Here is a 16175-nt window from a genome sequence, read left to right on the forward strand (position 1 = left end):
GCGTAATTAACCCGTTTGAAAAGAAAGTAACCCTATTTGCTTTCCTGTTGCACTTCCACCAACAACAAATAGGGCAACGTATAGGGGCGTTTTATGGGTAAAAATTCCTATATTCAAAACCAATTCATTTCTATTGAAGAGCTTATTGAATGGGCTTTGCCTTTCAATGAAAACGATCGAGAAAAAGCACTTAGGGATTTGCTCGGGACTTTACAAGGCAATGACTGTTATCTTTATGAAAATGTATCTGGAATAAAGCCAAGAATATTGAAATCCACTGAGCCAGTTTTGCTAAAAGCTCTTGATCTAAGATTAAAAGACTATTTGGACAGTCTTGATGAGGTTCCATTTTAAGCTAGGAGGCATTATGGATTTGAGAAGCAATCTTTTAATTAAAAAAGCAGATATTGAAAAAGCGTTAGGAGTTGCCATAAAAAAGAAAGTCATCGTTCAAGGTGATTTAAAGCCGTATTTACCAAGAAAAACGCTTAATTTTTATGAGTGTATCGCATTATTCCAAGGCATTTCGCCTGCTAATTATGCAAGTTCTAAAGATATAAATTTTTACCCGATGCTTCATACCTTAGAAGAAAAAATATTAGACGGAGAACTGGCAAATTCAGAAATACACGCGTTTGATGAGTTTAATGGCATTTTTGAGGCAAGTATTGATAGAAAGAGTGCAGAAATATTTGCTCTAAAATATGGCTATGAATGGCCATTACCTAGTTTGCAAAGTGTTGTGTGTACTGAAAGAAAAGATAAAAGTTTCTCTAATCAGTGGCATCAAGATGAAACAAGGATAGAAGAGCTAGAAAAGCAAAATTTATGTTTAGAAGCGGAGAATATAAAACTCGAAGAAAACCTTAGAGAAACATTAGTTAGATTAAGGCAATTTGAACAGATAGCAGAAAAAACAAGAGAGCTTAAACAATCAGAAAAAACTCAAATTGCTCAACTTGATCAAAGCGCAGTAATAAAAAATAAAGATAATTACATTAAAGAACTAGATGCTCAAATTGAACAGCTTCAACAGAATAAAAATCAGTTAAATCAACCCATAGCTAATCAAGACAATAGAATAAGCCAAGCCCAAAGAGATTTATTCTCATTGTTAGTGATGAATTGTTATCCTAACTATCAAAGCAGAAATGCACTTTTTGAGGCTCTTAATGCCGATTTAAGAGAAAAAGGGATAAGGCAAGCAGATATTCAATATCCAACTTTTGATCGCTTAATTGATGAAAAGTTAAGGATAAACAACAAATCACCATTCCCACCCAAACAGAAATAGCCTTTTTAAATAAGCCCCTAAGAATTTTCAAATTAGGGGCTTTTTCTTTTTAATTAAGTCTTATTTAAAAACGAATTTTTAATTTAAAAATCAACTAATTGAAGCAAACTCCCACCTTTTCCATAATCCCCACCAAGCCCAAGACTTACGAGGGTGAACCCAGAACCATATCACTATCACACCAAAGGGGAAGTTATGGAAAATCAACCAATCGAAAAACATTACACACAAAAAGAACTTACTGATTTAGGCATTGGCTCACGTTCTACCGTTGATCGCCTTGTTCGTGCAGGCAAATTAAGACGGGTAAAACTTGGCACTTGTAGCCGTTATCCAGAAAGCAGCGTTAAAGCCTATTTAGCGAGCCTTGAAGCATAGGGAGGGGCAGACAATGCAACAAATCACCGACACTAGCAAGCACACGCAACAAATAGCGATTATCCAGCGATTAAAACAAGGTTCTTGCTCAACACTAGAATTTAGAGCGATGGGAATTTGTAGCCCTGCACCTCGCATTATGGAACTGCGAGCCAAAGGTTATGACATTTCCACTAGCACGCAAGACGAATTAGATCACGCAGGAGTAAAACACAAAGGCATAGGGGTTTATACCCTACATTCAACACCACAGGATTAACAAAATGGCAGCACAAGAAACTAAAGCAAAAATCAAATTAGGCGAAATTAAAGGACTTATCCCACAGATTAAAGAATTAGCTAACGCTGGTGGAAATAATGCCGTCTCTACCACTGAGAACGGTAAATCAAAACCAATTAGCCATATGGGGATTTTTAAACCTATCAATACCATTGCAAGGCTGGCGGAAATTGAAACGCTAGAACTAGCCGAGAAAATCGAGCAAGCAAAAACCTTGTTAGAAATTGTCATAAATCAAGGTGGGGCGGTAACAAATAAACGTGGCCAAGTATTATCAGCAGATGAAATTATAGAACTTGCACTTGATAACCTTACCGAGGCAGAAACCCACCTACACGCCTTAATTAACCTTGAACAAGAGGAAGATTAGTAATGACCGAACACCAATTAGAAAATGCGGTATTTCCTCAATTATTCCACCAAGCACAACTTCCACCAACAGGGAGATTGCAATAATGAAATGCCGAATTGCTAAAACAGCGTTATTGAGTGAAGCAATTGAACACTATTTAGAAAAACGCCCGCTATTGCGATTTATGAGCCCTTATGATGATAACGAGCCATATCCATTAGACGAGGTCATAACGTTGCTCAGTGAGCGAATTAGCACGCTAGAAAATGATGTATTGAATTACCCCAATAACGAAACTTATCAGCACGGACTATATAGAGCTAAATGCCAACTTGCAAAATTAACCAAGCTACACCAAAAGGAATTAACCCAATGAACAATAATCAACACTTACAAGCGAATTTAGAAGCTAATGCGCTCAATTTACTGCTTGAGCCAGTAACGCACCAATTCCACCACAAGGAAATAAATTGCGTAAATTCTCGTAATTTGCATAAAGCTTTGGGTTCAAAGCAAGAATATTCAACGTGGATTAAAAAACGTATTAAACAATGCCAATTTATCGAAGGACAAGATTTTATTGTACAAAATTCCGCCATTGATTTGACAAAATTATCAAATCAAAAAGGCGGGAATATGCGAAGCAAAGATTACGTTATTACTTTCGATATGGCGAAACATCTTTGTTTATTGGAAAAAAACGAAGTGGGCCACGCAATCCGCCAGCACTTTATTGAGGCAGAAAAGCAATTCGCACAGGTTGCACCGAATATTCACCGCAACACCTTAGAGCGAACCAAAGCACGGCTTGCCACGATTGACCATAATCGAGCAATGACAGATGCAATAAAGGACTATTACCAACGGCAAGGCAAAGAATTGAAGCCGTATCACTTCAGCAATGAACAAGTAATGTTAGATAGCCTACTTCTTGGCGAAAACGTCCACCACTGGAAAGAAAGAACCGGGATTGCGAATGTGCGAGATAGTTTTACCACAAGGCAGCTTTATTTGCTCAAGTTGCTACAACAAACGAACACCAGCCTTTTAATGGTAGATATACCATTCAGGCAACGTAAAAGCCACTTAAAGCGATTAATTGAACGTGAAGATAAATTGCACTAGTGGCGGAATATCAAGAGCGACAAAACCCCAAGATTACGATAAGGATTAACACTAATGACAAATAACAACTTCATCAAATTTCGCGCAAATATCACCTTGATTAACCTTAAACAACGGGCGCAAGTAGAACGTGATTTAGGGATATTCTCACATCGCAATGCGGCAATAAATGCCGTAGAGTCGTTTAAAAATCACCAACTAGGTGAAGGCTGGGAAGTGGCAACTTATCGCCTTACACCCGCAGAAATGAGCCAAGAAATTTTTACTTTCTTCAACAAAGTACAGGAACGGGAAAAATTACCGAAACTAAAAAACCGCAATATTCCACTGGAATTTGAAGATAACTGAACGAGCGAAATTTTTCACCCGTTGATTAGACAAAATCCAGAAATGGATTTCGCAAAACTCAAAGATGAGGATTGTTTAAGAATCAATAGGATAGGTGAACGCAATTTTGCGTTTTGCTTTAAGAACAATGAGATAGTTAGCATCAAAATGACACACAGGAGAAGCCAATGCCAAGACGAAGAAGCGAAGAATTAACCCCAAGAAAAGAAGCCTTTGTACAGAAATATATTGAGTTAGGTAATGCAAAACAGGCTTATATCGCCACACACGCAAACGCCGCCAATATGAAACCGCACAGCCTACGAGCAAGGGCAAGCAATCTTATCAATGATTATCGAGTCTATTACCGCATTAAAGACCTGATAGCAGAAAAACGAAAACGAGGCGAAAAACTACCGCACTTTAACGGGCGACCAGACTTTAATGAGGAATAAAGATCGTAGATAAAACCTGAGATCGAAATCGTGCTTTTACTCAAAATGAGGAAAACCAACAAAAAGGCTTGCTAATTCCCCAACCAGCAAGCCCCAATCATTCAAATTTATAGGAGAAACCCGAATGATTAAGCAAGATTATAGTAGAAATTTCTTTACAACCGCCATAAATTTATCGTATTTTAATACCGCACTTTCAAACAGTGCCGAGCCTGGAAACTCGAACTTATACAAGGCGTATAGTAACACGCCCTTAAATGCGTGTTTTTTTATGCGTACCACAAACACACCCAAAGAACGCCTAAAAAGAGCGTGTTCTTCTATGGTAGCGTGTTATGGGAAAGGTTTCGCCCTTTGCTGTGTTCCTTGTATCGCAGTTTTCCAGCCCGTAACACGTTACCGCCCAAGCCTGGAAACTTTAGCGGTAACCTTGAATAATCAATACAAGGAAATCGCAATGAAACTCTTCATTTTTGCGGCAATTCGTCGCACAGACTTAACCAATACAATTCAAAAAATCCGCATTTTTGCCGAAACTGAAATGCAAGCAAGAGCAAAATTAGCTAAGTGGTTTATTCTCATTTTTGCGGGTTGCATTAACGTTCAAAACTTGGCGAAAAATCACCGCACTTTATCCCCTGTTACATTCACTTCAGCTATGATGGAGGTGAAAAATGTTTAATCCTCCAATTACCCCAAATATCAAACAAGAATTTATGTTAGCGCGCTTTTCTGAACTGGAAGCCCTGATTTACTTATTAAAAAGCCACATAGAAAGCCAATACAGCCAGAGCGATTTAACGCTAGTGAATGGTTTTAATTTACTGGCAGAAGGTGCATTAATGGATTTATATCAAGCGATCACCCTTGAGCAAGAACAAACAGACAGCAAAGCGGAGGTGAGCAATGAACGCTAATACCAAGAACAAAACAAGACAATTTGACGTTTTGGAAAGCGATATTCAAGCATTGCATCAACCGATCACGCTATTAAATATCCTAGCAAGCCGTACCGACATTGAAGCGTTAGAGCATTGTGAAATTCAAGATGCACTACAGGGCATTGAAAGCCTGCTATATGCCAAACTTGAAATAATTGAAGACAGAATTGCAATGTTAAAAGGGGGAAGCAATGACTAAACCAACCTTAACAATTAGCCATTTCCCACAATGGAAACGCCAAGGCGAGCTAATCAAACAAGCTAACCGTAAATGCTTTGAGAATTTCCCTGATGGTTTCCACCATAAAATTTAAATGAAAAAGGAAAGCCAAGCTCTGCTAGAGGGGCTTGCACAAGGGCGAGAATTGTTGCTTGAGCTAATTAATAATCAAGAACTGAACACCACTCAGCAAGCCAAAAATAAAGCCTTTAAGCGTTCAACCAAGTTTTTAATTGGGCTTCTAATGACCGTAGTGGCGGACGTGGAAAAGCTAGAAATAGAACGAATGGAAAGCGAGAAATTGGCGGAGGGCAACAAATGAAAAAATTCATTAAAAACGCACCGCACTTAAAAGAGCCGTGGAATAAACACGCCTTTGAATTGCTTGTTTTGGTTGGTTCTCGTGCTTGGCAAGCGTGGGACAAAGGAGCGGGTATAGAATGGCGTAATATCGCTGATGGTTTGCAAATTTCACCTTTTAAAACTACAGGGGGAGAAATCCCCCGCTATGAGCAAAAGCCCGTGATTTTAGGGGATAATCAGTTAGCCGAGTTAGCTAATTGGCATATTGCGACCGATGAACAGCGTTCAATAAAACTCATTCAATGTGGTGAACTTTCTCAAGAAAAAATCACCGCACTTTGCTTACACCTTGCCACCACCACAAAAGCCGAAATTGTGGAGCTGGTGGACGGTGTAACCCTTTCCCAAATCGAAAATTTAAGCGGTTATATTCAACGCCTGAGAGAGCAAGGCGAAGAAGCAGAAACCGCGAAAATTATCGCACAGGCAAGCGAGAGCAAGGGGGAAAGCACAAAGTCGAATAATCTATCACCTTACATAGAAAAACGCGCAGAGAGCGGAAAAACGGGCTTATATCGCATTATCCCGAAACTTGACAAAGACACAGGCGAAATTATCGAGCGTGTGCAATGGCTTTCTGATGTGGTGGACGTGGTTGGCATTGGACGCAGTGAAAGCGAAAGTTATTTAGTGTTGCAATGGCAATTAGAAAACAGTCAAGAGAAAGTAACCGAGGCTTTGCCCCTTGGTGATATTGGCGAAAGAGAGGGCTGGCGGACGTTAAAAAATCGTGGCTTGAAAGTTACCTCTAATGCAACACTTAAAAACGAATTAGCGGATTATTTACAAACCACGGGCGATCGTAAACTATGGACGATTACCAACGCCACAGGCTGGCAGAATGGCGCGTATTTATTGCCAAATGGTGAAGTCATTGGTGAGCCTGATAGCCCCGTGTTATTCCGTTCACAATCTGCAGGCTTTGCAGGCTACCAAGTCAAAGGCACATTAGAGAGCTGGCAAAATGAAATCGGGCAATATGCAAAGGGCAATGCTTCAATGATGTTGGGTGTAGCTTGTGCCTTATCTGCACCGCTTATTCATTTACTGGAGGCAGATAGCTTTGGAGTGCATTTATTCGGCGGATCAACCAGTGGGAAAACTACCACCGCCAATATTGCCGCCAGCATTTACGGACACCCCGAAATTACCAGAGTGAGCTGGAACGCTACCGCATTAGGCTTAAGCAACGAAGCAGCCGCACGCAATGACGGCTTTTTAGTGATGGACGAAATAGGACAAGGGGCAAATAAAAAACACGCCGAGCAAACCGCCTACACGCTTTTTAATGGTATTGGCAAAGTACAGGGAGCAAAAGACGGAGGCAATAGAGAAGTGAACCGCTGGCGCATTATGGCGTTCTCTACGGGTGAAATTGACCTAGAGGGCTATTTATCCCAAGCGGGCATAAAAACCAACGCGGGGCAGTTGGTGCGCTTATTGAATATTCCTATCACATCTGCCACACAATTCCACCACTTCAAAGACGGTAAAACCCACGCAGACCACTTAAACCAAGCCAGTAAAAAGCATTATGGGGCAATTGGTCGGGAGTGGATAACGTGGCTTATTTCTAATCAAGGTGATTTAGTAAACATTTATCAACAGATTAAAAATAAATGGCTGGCACGCTTACCACAAGACGCAAGCCCACAAGTGCAACGGGTAGCAAGTCGTTTTGCTGTGCTAGAAACGGCACTCACCCTTTCAAGCCATTTAACACTATGGACGGTGGTGGAAAGTGCTGAAGCATTATTACACTGTTTTAATGAATGGGTAAATGTGTATGGCTTGCATAGCCGTGAAGAAATGCAAGTGATAGAACAAGTGAACGGCTGGCTACTGGCTAATGCAGAGGGGCGGTTTATTCATTATCCTTTGAATGTTCATCAACCAACCATTCATAACATTGCAGGTTATCGAATGACATTAACCGAAAATAACGACATTGAGCATTTTTACCTTTACCCAATGGCGTTTGAGGAAGCCATAAATGGCAACCCGAAAGAACAAGCCTGTCAAATATTGCTAGATAAAGGGATATTGAAGAAAGGCAATGAAAAGGGCTATAAGTATATGACCAAGCTACCGCATAAAATCGACCCTAAGCGCACAAGGTGCTATTTGCTTTATCCTGTTATTGAGCTTGAGAACAGCAAGCAAGAGGCATAACCAACGGTATAACGTCCACCACAATAAAACGCTCAGTAATGGGCGTTTTTTATTGCTTGCTTGTGGTGGTGGAAATCGTGCTAATGAGGCAAGCAGAGGCATATAGACACAATAAGAGACAATAAAATAGCCTTGCTTTTGTTTAAGGTTTATGTAGAATTGCCCTCAAGCGTGATGCAACCACTGTCCCGGGGGTTATTTTGTGTAATCTACTCGCAAGTCAAGTTGCATCCTTGCTTTTTAATGCAAAAATTAGGGGGGATTATGTTTAAGATGGCATTTGATGGAGAAAAAGCGTTAGAAACATTGCTTTATATTGCTAATCGTTGCCCGATTAAAGATATTTATCACATTGTTAAGATACAGTTTTTTGCAGATAGAAAGCATTTAGAAAGAAACGGGCGTTTTATTACAGGTGATAGTTATATCGCAATGAAAAACGGACCAGTAGCAAGCAATGCGTATAACTTTTTGAAAGTAGCGAGAGGCGAGCAAGTTTATTTACCTCACGAAATTATTAATTCAATTAGAGACGCCTTAGAAGTAAAAGAATTTAACGTTAAAGCAAAGAGGCACGAAAATAGCGATTATTTAAGCCAAAGTGATATAGACTGTCTAGAGGAATCTATTGCTGAGAATGGTGAACTTTCTTTTACCGAATTAAATAACAAATCGCACGATAGCTTATGGCAAGAAGCAGATCGCAATAATGAAATTGTCTTTGAGGCTTTTGTAAAGCACAGTAAAAATAGCGAGCAATTAAGAAGCTATCTAAATGGCTAGTTTTTCGCATTTATTTCCTCAAGATATTGTTGAGCCAGTTATAAACAATCATTTAAAGGCTGGGGCTGTATTAAGATTGTTTTGTGATTTTACAACTCCACCTAAATATAAATTTGTAATGATTGCGTCGGTTGAACCGCTACTAGTATTTATTATCAATTCAGAAATCCATCCTTATATCAGCAACAACCCCGGCTTACTCGCCGATCAAGTGGATATACCACAAGTTGACCATCCTTTTTTATCTCACGATTCAATCTTAAACTGCATTCAAGCGCACCAAGCCTTTAATATTTCACATTTATATCAAGAACTAATTAATGGTTTTAGTGAAATCTACAAAGGTAAATTATGCCCCTATGTGCTAAGGAATGCTATTGATGTGGTTAAACGGTCAGTAAATTTGCCCAAAATCACTAAAGATCAAATTATCTCATCTATCAAACAAGATAACGCCTTGTAGGGATGACAAGGTCACGTAACAAGCAGACATAAACAAAGCAAGGGCAGTGATTGAGGAGTAACATAACGAAATTAAAATCAAGCATAAAAACAAATGATCTCTAAGATGTTAAGAATTTTATCACCATTCGAGCGTTTGATTTTTGTGTTATTATCACGATTTAATTTGTTTATTTTTGTTATTTTTGTAGCATATATGCTACATTTAATTTTTGCCAAAATTAGCGAAAATAGCGATTTACTAAAATAGAGCAGTTCAAAAATTAACCAAAATGGCCCTTTTGTCCTAAAATTGTCCTAAATTGTCCTATTTTGTCCTATACCAATAGGACAATTTTTGCGACTTAACTTATTGTAATTTAAAGAATTGTCCTATTGTCCTAATTGTCCTATGATTTTTTGCTAATATATAAAAAAATTTTTTTTGCGTGAAATTTTACCAAATTAAAAAAATGAAAAATTTTATGTTTTATGCTACATAATTTATTGTGGTGGAAATGCAGATTTTACAGAGGCAATAAAAAGAGAAAACATAGCTATATAGGAATAATTAACATCAAGCGAAAGCGCATTAGCTGAAGCTGAAAATGCGTCCATTCTACGTCCGGAATAATTGTATAAAAAATGGTCTAATTTATAAGTGACTTTGGATAATTGTACCAAGAATTGTACCAAGATTTAGGGTTTCTAATTTAAATTTTGTTATATATTAATATGTTATAGTTATAATTCAACTCCCATTATCTCCGCCACTTCTTTTTGATCTCTTCTATTTTGGTATCCCTCTTAGTAATGGTATTTCTCGAAAAGGGGCGACGGATGTCGGGGCTGGTGTTGCATTAAAGAGCATAATAAATGGTTTTTGCGGGACGATTTTTTCACCACGCCATAGACTGCCTATATTCACTAATTGAATATCTTGAGGGAGGTGACGTAAGCCATTTTGTAATACTGCAATCGTATTTTTTCTAGGGTGTCCAATAACGATGGCGGTACCTTGCTTACGGGCATAATTAATGGCTTGTTGAAATTGGCGTTGAACGTCGTTAAACTCATCGCTATCATCAAGGAAAATATGGCGATCTAGTGCTTTTATGCCGTATTGTTTTGCGGTTTTACTTGCGACAGAACGCCCAATAGTGCGGCTATCAAGAAAAAAGAGGTGCTGCTCTTTTAATACCGTCATTAATTTATTCATTAAATCTTGATTTGCGGTTGCAGCACTACCCATATGATTGTTTAAGCCAATGGCGGCAGAAACGATTTTCTTGGCATTTTGTACTCTTTCTCGAACTGCCTGCTGTGTCATTCCAAGTGTCAAACCACCAGATTCAATCTTATGATTCCCCATAGGTTGCATGGGCAAATGAATAAGCACATCTCGCCCTTGTTGCATTGCTTGTTGATTGCGTTGTTTGGCATAGGGTGCGGAAGGAATGATTGCTACCGAAATTTCTTTTGGCATCGCATAAATTGCAGCATCTTCTTTAGGGCGATAGCCCACATCATCAATAACAATGGCAAGGCGAGATTGGCTGATCGAAATTGTGGGGAAGAGGCTCAAGCAAAGTGCGGTAGAAAAAATCAGTAAATTTTTGACCGCACTTTGTTTTTTGGTGATTTGCTTTTGGTAAGTTCTCTTCATTATCGCAACCAACCTGTTGGATTTACTGCAACACCTTTGCGGCGAATTTCAAAATAAAGCCCTGATCTTGATTGTCCCCCAGAACTTCCCACTTCGGCAATTTTTTGCCCTGCTTTCACCAGTTGCCCTTCTTTGACTGAAACGGCGCGGTTGTATCCGTATAAGCTTAGATCGTTTTCACCGTGTTTAATGATCACCATTAAGCCATAACCTTGTAACCAACTAGCTAAAATAACTCGTCCATCAGCAATCGCGCGTACAGACGCTCCAGCATTTGCGCCAATCACAATCCCTTTCCATTTCAATTCCCCCATTTGGGTTGAACCAAAACGGTTGAGAATTTTGCCTGATACGGGATATTGATATTGCCTTTGTGGTTTACCCAACCCTGAGCTACTTGCCATAAGCTGTTTTTCTTGGGCGGTTGGCGTGTAAGGCTTTTGGTTTTTTTGTTCTTCTTGGCGAGTTTTCTGCGCTAACGCTTCACGTTCACGTTTTTCTTGTTCACGCGCTTGTTGTTCTGCGCGTTGGATTTGTTGGCGTAAGGCATTTTCGTTTTCTTTTAAGCTATCTAATTTATTTTGATCTTTGGCTAAACGCTTATTCAGCTGATTGAGCGTAGATTGGCGTTCGCGCTGCACTTTTTGCAAACTCTGTTGTTGTTTTTTCTGCGCATTCAGCTGATCTTGTTGTTCTTGCTGTTGAGTTTGAATATTGGCTTTTTCTTTCTTGAGTTGTTCTTGCGTTTGTTTGAGATCTTCAATGTAGGCAAGACGAGCTTGGTTCATATGCTCATAATAGGCTTTCATTCGCTCTGCTTTTTGAGCATCTTCTGAAAAGAGTTTCTTTAGCACCGAAGGGTTAATGCCTGAGCGGTACATTGCATCGATCTGTTTAGCCAGTTTTTCTTTTTGGCTTTTTTCTTGTTTTTCTAAGTGTTTGATTTGTTTATCGGTATCCGCGATCATTTGGCGAATGGCTTTTAGATCTGATTCCGTTTGGCGAAGTTGTCCAACCACGCCATTAATTTGCAATTCCTGATTTTTAAGGGTGGATTGCAATTTGTCTTGTTCACGTTTTTGTTCAGCAATTTTCTGTTCTTGCTGTTTGATCTGTTTTTGAATCGCAGACAGATCCGCGCCCTGCACAGCGAAAGGTAGGGTGCAGGCAAAAAAGAAAAGTGCGGTGCGTTTTTTCAACGTTTTTTCTCTCATTAATAAAATTGGTGTATCGCCCTAATGGCTAAAAATGTGCATAACTATACCATTATTTGAGCAAGGCGCTAAATGTTCGCGGGAAAAATTTTGAGTAAATCAGAAAATCGCGGTTTGGAGAAAAATCAGAATGCGGTAAATCCTTGCGAAAGATCAGGAAAGTAATGCTTTTTCCTTTTAAAAGGCTGAAATTTTTGCTATAAAGTGGCGCAGTATTTTTCATTAACATTAGGAGATTTTCTATGGAATTAGTGTTTATTCGTCACGGTTTTAGTGAATGGAATGCGAAAAATTTATTCACTGGCTGGCGTGATGTTAATTTAACGGAACGTGGTGTAGAAGAAGCGAAAGCGGCAGGGAAAAAATTATTAGATGCAGGCTATGAGTTTGACATCGCGTTTACCTCTGTACTTACTCGTGCAATTAAAACCTGTAATATTGTGTTGGAAGAGTCTCACCAACTTTGGATCCCGCAAGTGAAAAGTTGGCGTTTAAATGAGCGTCATTATGGCGAATTACAAGGCTTAGACAAAAAAGCAACGGCAGAAAAATATGGTGATGAGCAGGTGCATATTTGGCGTCGTTCTTACGATACATTACCACCATTACTAGATCCAAATGATCCAAATTCAGCCCATAATGATCGCCGTTACGCAAATTTACCGCCTGATGTGATCCCTGATGGCGAAAACTTAAAAGTAACCTTAGAGCGTGTTTTACCATTCTGGGAAGATCAAATTGCCCCAGCGTTATTATCAGGAAAACGTGTATTAGTCACCGCTCACGGTAACTCATTGCGCGCCTTAGCCAAACACATTATCGGCATTTCTGATGAAGATATTATGGATTTTGAAATCCCAACAGGTCAGCCATTAGTGCTAAAACTTGACGATAAATTAAATTTTGTAGATAAATTCTATCTATAATCCCGTTAAAAAAGAAAGGTGCGAATGTCCGCACCTTTTTATTTTGTTCTGATTTTCTTCGTTATTGCCCTTTCTGCACCCAATATCTAAACGGGGGGCTTTCTGTTTCGCTTTTGAGTAAACGATGATCCATAAATTGACAGAAACTGGGAATATCCCTTGTGGTAGCAGGATCATCAGCCAGAATAAGTAGCACTTCCCCCGCTTGCATATGGCGAATTTGCTTGCGTACTAGCATTACCGGTTCAGGACAGCGTAGCCCTTGGGTATCTAACTGTTGATGAATATTAATTTCGTTCATTGTTTATTTAGTTGAAGTAATTTTGTGCGTATAATACCGCTCAATTAAATATTGGTCAAAATTAGTCTGGATTATGGAATATTTAATTCCGCAAAGTGCGGTGGTTTTTGAAGAAGAAATTAAGAAAAGCCGTTTTATCACGTATCTCAAACATACAGAAGGTTTAGCACAAGCGAAAGCGTTTTGGCAGGAAATTCGTACTCAGCACCCAAATGCCCGCCATCATTGTTGGGCGGCGGTCGCGGGTAAACCCTCAGATACCCAAAGTTTAGGCTTTTCCGATGATGGCGAACCCGCAGGCACAGCAGGCAAGCCAATGTTAAATGCGTTGCTGGGTAGCCAAATTGGTGAAGTCAGTGCCGTTGTGGTGCGCTATTATGGTGGGATTTTGCTGGGGACAGGAGGCTTGGTGCGTGCTTATGGCAACGGCGTGCAACAAGCCTTGCAATTGCTTGAAACCACAATGAAAGTGGAGCGAGAACATTTTGGGTTGACCTGTGAGTATGACCAAATTAACTGGCTGCAACACTTATGTGTGCAGCAAGAGGTGTTGATTGAATCGCAAGATTTCCAAGAAAAAGTCCATTTTGTATTGGCAATCCGTCCTGATAAACAGGCTGAGTTTGAACGAGAATTAACGGAACGTTCTGCCGGTCAGCTAACAATCCTCGCAATAAAATAAGAGAGAACATTGTGCATATATTATCTATTTTTCGAATTATCGGCATTTTGGTGATGTGTTTTTCTGCCACAATGCTTGTGCCAGCATTTGTGGCACTGATTTATGGTGATGGGGGAGGAAAAGCGTTTATGCAAGCCTTCATTGCTAGCTTTTCTTTTGGCACGCTGTTGTGGTGGAGCTGTCATCAACATAAACAGGAATTGCGCGCCAGAGAAGGTTTTTTAATCGTCGTGGTATTCTGGGTGCTGTTGAGTTTATTGGCGGTGATTCCATTCTTGTTATTTGATGAAGTGCATATGGATTTTGCGGATACGGTATTCGAGGCATTTTCTGCCCTGACGACGACAGGTGCAACGGTAATGTCTGGGCTAGATAACTTGCCGAAATCCATTTTATTTTATCGCCAGTTTTTACAATGGCTAGGGGGAATGGGGCTGATTGTATTGGTTGTTGCCGTTGTACCTATTTTAGGGATTGGAGGAAGCCAGCTTTATCGCATTGAATCTTCAGGCCCACTGAAAGATCAGAAAAATTTGCCGAGAATTGCAGAAGTTGCAAAACTATTATGGATTTTATATTGCGTGCTTACGGTTGTATGCATTCTTGCTTATTGGTGGGCGGGAATGTCAATGTTTGACGCGATTTCCCATAGTTTTTCTACGGTTTCTAATGGTGGAATGTCCACTCACGATGCCAATTTAGGGTATTTTAATGATTCCAAAATTTATTTTTTAGCCGCATTTTTTATGCTTGTCGCAGGTTGTAACTTTGGCTTGCACATTACGGCTTTAACACATATGAAACACCAAAGTATATGGAAAACCTATTGGCACGATCCTGAGTTTCGTTTTTTTTGTTTCGTTCAAGGATTCTTTATTCTCGTGCTATCTCTAGGGCTTTATCTTTCTTACGATAACCTTTCGCTGATTGATGCCTTTGCCCAAGGGAGTGCGCAATCTGCGTCTATGGCAATGACGTCAGGCTATACGTTATTTGATTTCAATCAATTGCCGCCATTTTTAGGAATGATGCTTGTCTTTGCGGGGTTATTAGGGGGCTGTGCCGGCTCAACCTCGGGAGGGCTTAAAATGATCCGTGTCTTAGTTGTCTGGTTGCAGTTTAAACGAGAACTGAAATCGTTAGTTCATCCAAGCCTTGTTGTGCCAGTTAAACTCGGTGATAATTTGTTATCTATGCAGGTTATTGAACGGATCTGGGCGTTTTTAATTGCCTTTTTCCTTACATTTTGGCTATGCGTCTTTGCGGCTATCTTATGCGGAATGGAAGCATTTGATTCCATTGGTGCTGTTTTTGCCGCCATTACAAATTCAGGACCGGGGCTAGGTATCATCAGTACAAGCTTTGCCGGTGTGCCAGATAGTGCAAAATATGTCTTTTCCTTTGCAATGGCGGCAGGGCGTTTGGAAATCTTTTCACTCTTAGTGCTATTCAGTCCTGCTTTTTGGAGAACTTGATGAAAACTTTGATTTTGTATTCTAGCTGTGATGGGCAAACGCAGAAAATCGCCCAATTTATGGCAGAAAAATTAATCGCCGAAGTGCGCAGCATTAGTGATAACGTGCCTGACTTAGCGGAATTTGATCGCATTATCATCGGTGCGTCAATCCGTTACGGACATTTTAACAAATTGCTTTATCAATTTATCGAAAAAAACACCGCACTTTTAAATCGCAAACAAACGGCATTTTTTGGCGTGAATTTAACTGCGCGTAAAGCCGGCAAGGATACGCCAGAAACGAATTCATATGTCAAAAAATTTTTGCAACGTATCCACTGGAACCCCACTTTATGTGCGGTATTTGCGGGGGCGTTATTGTATCCTCGTTATGGCTGGTTCGACCGAATGATGATCCGCTTTATTATGAAAATTACGGGCGGCGAAACGGACACCAGTAAAGAAATTGAATATACCGATTGGCAAAAAGTGGACAAATTTGCCGAACAGCTGAAGCAACTTAATTAGCCAACAGAAAGTGCGGTGGAAAAATTAACAAAATTTCCACCGCACTTGCATAAGTCGCGTTAAAGTGGATTTTGCACCCCTGCATTAACGTGATATAAAAGATAGACTAACCCTGAAGAAGACTTCCATCTTCTCGTTTCCTTTTTCACTTTTCTGCAAGAACATTTTTCTCATCTTACATCTATCGTATGTTGCTATTAGAACGTCATTGTATAGCGTATAGTCAAAAGAGTCTCATTGAATTAAAATTCACTATTTTTAAATATTAATT

24 protein-coding genes and 1 pseudogene are annotated in these 16175 nt (G+C 39.7%); 22 read left to right on the forward strand and 3 right to left on the reverse strand.

The window, feature by feature from the left end:
• Window positions 1-93: 93 nt before the first annotated feature.
• The 18 genes and pseudogenes from L4F93_RS05305 to L4F93_RS05380 all read left to right on the forward strand — a co-directional run bounded on the left by L4F93_RS05305 (window position 94) and on the right by L4F93_RS05380 (window position 9153).
• Window positions 94-354, forward strand: a complete 261-nt coding sequence (locus L4F93_RS05305; RefSeq protein WP_250351445.1) for a hypothetical protein — start codon at window positions 94-96, stop codon at window positions 352-354.
• Window positions 355-367: 13 nt separating this feature from the next.
• Window positions 368-1294, forward strand: coding sequence for a hypothetical protein (locus L4F93_RS05310; RefSeq protein WP_250351446.1), 927 nt, complete (start codon window positions 368-370; stop codon window positions 1292-1294).
• Window positions 1295-1489: 195 nt separating this feature from the next.
• Window positions 1490-1672, forward strand: coding sequence for a helix-turn-helix transcriptional regulator (locus L4F93_RS05315; RefSeq protein ID WP_250351447.1), 183 nt, complete (start codon window positions 1490-1492; stop codon window positions 1670-1672).
• 13 nt (window positions 1673-1685) lie between these two features.
• Entirely contained in the window at window positions 1686-1931 is a 246-nt protein-coding gene (locus tag L4F93_RS05320; RefSeq protein ID WP_250351448.1) for a helix-turn-helix domain-containing protein, read from the forward strand.
• A gap of 4 nt (window positions 1932-1935) precedes the next feature.
• Window positions 1936-2322 (forward strand): hypothetical protein, encoded by a 387-nt coding sequence (locus L4F93_RS05325; protein WP_250351449.1) that lies wholly within the window; start codon window positions 1936-1938, stop codon window positions 2320-2322.
• An 85-nt stretch (window positions 2323-2407) separates the two neighbouring features.
• Window positions 2408-2680 carry a hypothetical protein gene (locus tag L4F93_RS05330; RefSeq protein WP_250351450.1) on the forward strand — a complete coding sequence of 91 codons (273 nt, stop codon included), beginning with the start codon at window positions 2408-2410 and terminating at the stop codon, window positions 2678-2680.
• Window positions 2677-3429 (forward strand): antA/AntB antirepressor family protein, encoded by a 753-nt coding sequence (locus L4F93_RS05335; RefSeq protein WP_250351451.1) that lies wholly within the window; start codon window positions 2677-2679, stop codon window positions 3427-3429. Before L4F93_RS05330 ends, L4F93_RS05335 begins: the two co-directional genes overlap by 4 nt.
• Before the next feature lie 54 nt (window positions 3430-3483).
• Window positions 3484-3777, forward strand: a complete 294-nt coding sequence (locus L4F93_RS05340) for a hypothetical protein (protein WP_250351452.1) — start codon at window positions 3484-3486, stop codon at window positions 3775-3777.
• A 167-nt stretch (window positions 3778-3944) separates the two neighbouring features.
• Window positions 3945-4211, forward strand: coding sequence for a terminase small subunit (locus L4F93_RS05345; RefSeq protein WP_250351453.1), 267 nt, complete (start codon window positions 3945-3947; stop codon window positions 4209-4211).
• 124 nt (window positions 4212-4335) lie between these two features.
• Window positions 4336-4617, forward strand: a pseudogene (locus L4F93_RS12445) (hypothetical protein); the annotation flags it as partial.
• A 51-nt stretch (window positions 4618-4668) separates the two neighbouring features.
• A complete protein-coding gene (locus tag L4F93_RS05350; protein ID WP_250351454.1) occupies window positions 4669-4893 on the forward strand; it encodes a host cell division inhibitor Icd-like protein in 225 nt (74 codons plus the stop codon).
• Window positions 4886-5128 (forward strand): hypothetical protein, encoded by a 243-nt coding sequence (locus tag L4F93_RS05355; protein WP_250351455.1) that lies wholly within the window; start codon window positions 4886-4888, stop codon window positions 5126-5128. Before L4F93_RS05350 ends, L4F93_RS05355 begins: the two co-directional genes overlap by 8 nt.
• Complete coding sequence (locus tag L4F93_RS05360) at window positions 5118-5351, forward strand: hypothetical protein (protein ID WP_250351456.1); 234 nt, start codon at window positions 5118-5120, stop codon at window positions 5349-5351. The genes L4F93_RS05355 and L4F93_RS05360 overlap by 11 nt, the downstream gene beginning before the upstream one ends.
• Entirely contained in the window at window positions 5344-5466 is a 123-nt protein-coding gene (locus tag L4F93_RS12415) for a hypothetical protein (protein WP_265748292.1), read from the forward strand. Before L4F93_RS05360 ends, L4F93_RS12415 begins: the two co-directional genes overlap by 8 nt.
• Window positions 5467-5694: a hypothetical protein gene (locus L4F93_RS05365; protein ID WP_250351457.1), complete on the forward strand. Its 228-nt coding sequence runs from the start codon at window positions 5467-5469 to the stop codon at window positions 5692-5694.
• Window positions 5691-7907 carry a DUF927 domain-containing protein gene (locus L4F93_RS05370; protein ID WP_250351458.1) on the forward strand — a complete coding sequence of 739 codons (2217 nt, stop codon included), beginning with the start codon at window positions 5691-5693 and terminating at the stop codon, window positions 7905-7907. The genes L4F93_RS05365 and L4F93_RS05370 overlap by 4 nt, the downstream gene beginning before the upstream one ends.
• A gap of 264 nt (window positions 7908-8171) precedes the next feature.
• Window positions 8172-8690 carry a Panacea domain-containing protein gene (locus tag L4F93_RS05375; protein WP_250351459.1) on the forward strand — a complete coding sequence of 173 codons (519 nt, stop codon included), beginning with the start codon at window positions 8172-8174 and terminating at the stop codon, window positions 8688-8690.
• Window positions 8683-9153, forward strand: a complete 471-nt coding sequence (locus tag L4F93_RS05380) for a hypothetical protein (protein WP_250351460.1) — start codon at window positions 8683-8685, stop codon at window positions 9151-9153. The genes L4F93_RS05375 and L4F93_RS05380 overlap by 8 nt, the downstream gene beginning before the upstream one ends.
• 768 nt (window positions 9154-9921) lie before the next feature.
• On the opposite strand, the gene L4F93_RS05385 is transcribed toward L4F93_RS05380, so the two are convergent.
• Together L4F93_RS05385 and envC are read right to left on the reverse strand one after the other, a co-directional pair.
• Window positions 9922-10797 (reverse strand): divergent polysaccharide deacetylase family protein, encoded by an 876-nt coding sequence (locus L4F93_RS05385; RefSeq protein WP_250351461.1) that lies wholly within the window; start codon window positions 10795-10797, stop codon window positions 9922-9924.
• Window positions 10797-12011 carry a murein hydrolase activator EnvC gene (gene envC / locus L4F93_RS05390; protein ID WP_250351462.1) on the reverse strand — a complete coding sequence of 405 codons (1215 nt, stop codon included), beginning with the start codon at window positions 12009-12011 and terminating at the stop codon, window positions 10797-10799. Before envC ends, L4F93_RS05385 begins: the two co-directional genes overlap by 1 nt.
• 242 nt (window positions 12012-12253) lie before the next feature.
• Here envC and L4F93_RS05395 point away from each other — a divergent pair, with 242 nt between their 5' ends.
• Window positions 12254-12937: a 2,3-diphosphoglycerate-dependent phosphoglycerate mutase gene (locus L4F93_RS05395; protein WP_250351463.1), complete on the forward strand. Its 684-nt coding sequence runs from the start codon at window positions 12254-12256 to the stop codon at window positions 12935-12937.
• Between the two features lie 61 nt (window positions 12938-12998).
• Here the strand turns inward: L4F93_RS05395 and tusA are convergent, their stop codons facing one another.
• Window positions 12999-13238 (reverse strand): sulfurtransferase TusA, encoded by a 240-nt coding sequence (gene tusA, locus L4F93_RS05400; RefSeq protein ID WP_250351464.1) that lies wholly within the window; start codon window positions 13236-13238, stop codon window positions 12999-13001.
• 70 nt (window positions 13239-13308) lie between these two features.
• On the opposite strand from tusA, the gene L4F93_RS05405 reads away from it, so the two are divergent.
• Genes L4F93_RS05405 through hemG form a run of 3 tightly spaced genes read left to right on the forward strand, consistent with a single transcriptional unit; the run spans window position 13309 to window position 15904 of the window.
• Window positions 13309-13920, forward strand: coding sequence for a YigZ family protein (locus L4F93_RS05405; protein WP_250351637.1), 612 nt, complete (start codon window positions 13309-13311; stop codon window positions 13918-13920).
• An 11-nt stretch (window positions 13921-13931) separates the two neighbouring features.
• Window positions 13932-15395, forward strand: coding sequence for a TrkH family potassium uptake protein (locus L4F93_RS05410; protein WP_250351465.1), 1464 nt, complete (start codon window positions 13932-13934; stop codon window positions 15393-15395).
• Entirely contained in the window at window positions 15395-15904 is a 510-nt protein-coding gene (gene hemG / locus L4F93_RS05415) for a menaquinone-dependent protoporphyrinogen IX dehydrogenase (protein ID WP_250351466.1), read from the forward strand. Before L4F93_RS05410 ends, hemG begins: the two co-directional genes overlap by 1 nt.
• Window positions 15905-16175: the final 271 nt, after the last annotated feature.

The sequence above is a fragment of the Avibacterium sp. 20-132 genome (genome assembly GCF_023611925.1).
In the GTDB taxonomy this organism is placed as follows: domain Bacteria; phylum Pseudomonadota; class Gammaproteobacteria; order Enterobacterales; family Pasteurellaceae; genus Avibacterium.

Coding starts and splice junctions, on each gene's coding strand:
- L4F93_RS05305 (WP_250351445.1), top strand. CDS start 94: ATGGGTAAAAATTCCTATATTCAAAACCAATTCATTTCTATTGAAGAG.
- L4F93_RS05310 (WP_250351446.1), top strand. CDS start 368: ATGGATTTGAGAAGCAATCTTTTAATTAAAAAAGCAGATATTGAAAAA.
- L4F93_RS05315 (WP_250351447.1), top strand. CDS start 1,490: ATGGAAAATCAACCAATCGAAAAACATTACACACAAAAAGAACTTACT.
- L4F93_RS05320 (WP_250351448.1), top strand. CDS start 1,686: ATGCAACAAATCACCGACACTAGCAAGCACACGCAACAAATAGCGATT.
- L4F93_RS05325 (WP_250351449.1), top strand. CDS start 1,936: ATGGCAGCACAAGAAACTAAAGCAAAAATCAAATTAGGCGAAATTAAA.
- L4F93_RS05330 (WP_250351450.1), top strand. CDS start 2,408: ATGAAATGCCGAATTGCTAAAACAGCGTTATTGAGTGAAGCAATTGAA.
- L4F93_RS05335 (WP_250351451.1), top strand. CDS start 2,677: ATGAACAATAATCAACACTTACAAGCGAATTTAGAAGCTAATGCGCTC.
- L4F93_RS05340 (WP_250351452.1), top strand. CDS start 3,484: ATGACAAATAACAACTTCATCAAATTTCGCGCAAATATCACCTTGATT.
- L4F93_RS05345 (WP_250351453.1), top strand. CDS start 3,945: ATGCCAAGACGAAGAAGCGAAGAATTAACCCCAAGAAAAGAAGCCTTT.
- L4F93_RS05350 (WP_250351454.1), top strand. CDS start 4,669: ATGAAACTCTTCATTTTTGCGGCAATTCGTCGCACAGACTTAACCAAT.
- L4F93_RS05355 (WP_250351455.1), top strand. CDS start 4,886: ATGTTTAATCCTCCAATTACCCCAAATATCAAACAAGAATTTATGTTA.
- L4F93_RS05360 (WP_250351456.1), top strand. CDS start 5,118: ATGAACGCTAATACCAAGAACAAAACAAGACAATTTGACGTTTTGGAA.
- L4F93_RS12415 (WP_265748292.1), top strand. CDS start 5,344: ATGACTAAACCAACCTTAACAATTAGCCATTTCCCACAATGGAAACGC.
- L4F93_RS05365 (WP_250351457.1), top strand. CDS start 5,467: ATGAAAAAGGAAAGCCAAGCTCTGCTAGAGGGGCTTGCACAAGGGCGA.
- L4F93_RS05370 (WP_250351458.1), top strand. CDS start 5,691: ATGAAAAAATTCATTAAAAACGCACCGCACTTAAAAGAGCCGTGGAAT.
- L4F93_RS05375 (WP_250351459.1), top strand. CDS start 8,172: ATGTTTAAGATGGCATTTGATGGAGAAAAAGCGTTAGAAACATTGCTT.
- L4F93_RS05380 (WP_250351460.1), top strand. CDS start 8,683: ATGGCTAGTTTTTCGCATTTATTTCCTCAAGATATTGTTGAGCCAGTT.
- L4F93_RS05385 (WP_250351461.1), bottom strand. CDS start 10,797: ATGAAGAGAACTTACCAAAAGCAAATCACCAAAAAACAAAGTGCGGTC.
- envC (WP_250351462.1), bottom strand. CDS start 12,011: ATGAGAGAAAAAACGTTGAAAAAACGCACCGCACTTTTCTTTTTTGCC.
- L4F93_RS05395 (WP_250351463.1), top strand. CDS start 12,254: ATGGAATTAGTGTTTATTCGTCACGGTTTTAGTGAATGGAATGCGAAA.
- tusA (WP_250351464.1), bottom strand. CDS start 13,238: ATGAACGAAATTAATATTCATCAACAGTTAGATACCCAAGGGCTACGC.
- hemG (WP_250351466.1), top strand. CDS start 15,395: ATGAAAACTTTGATTTTGTATTCTAGCTGTGATGGGCAAACGCAGAAA.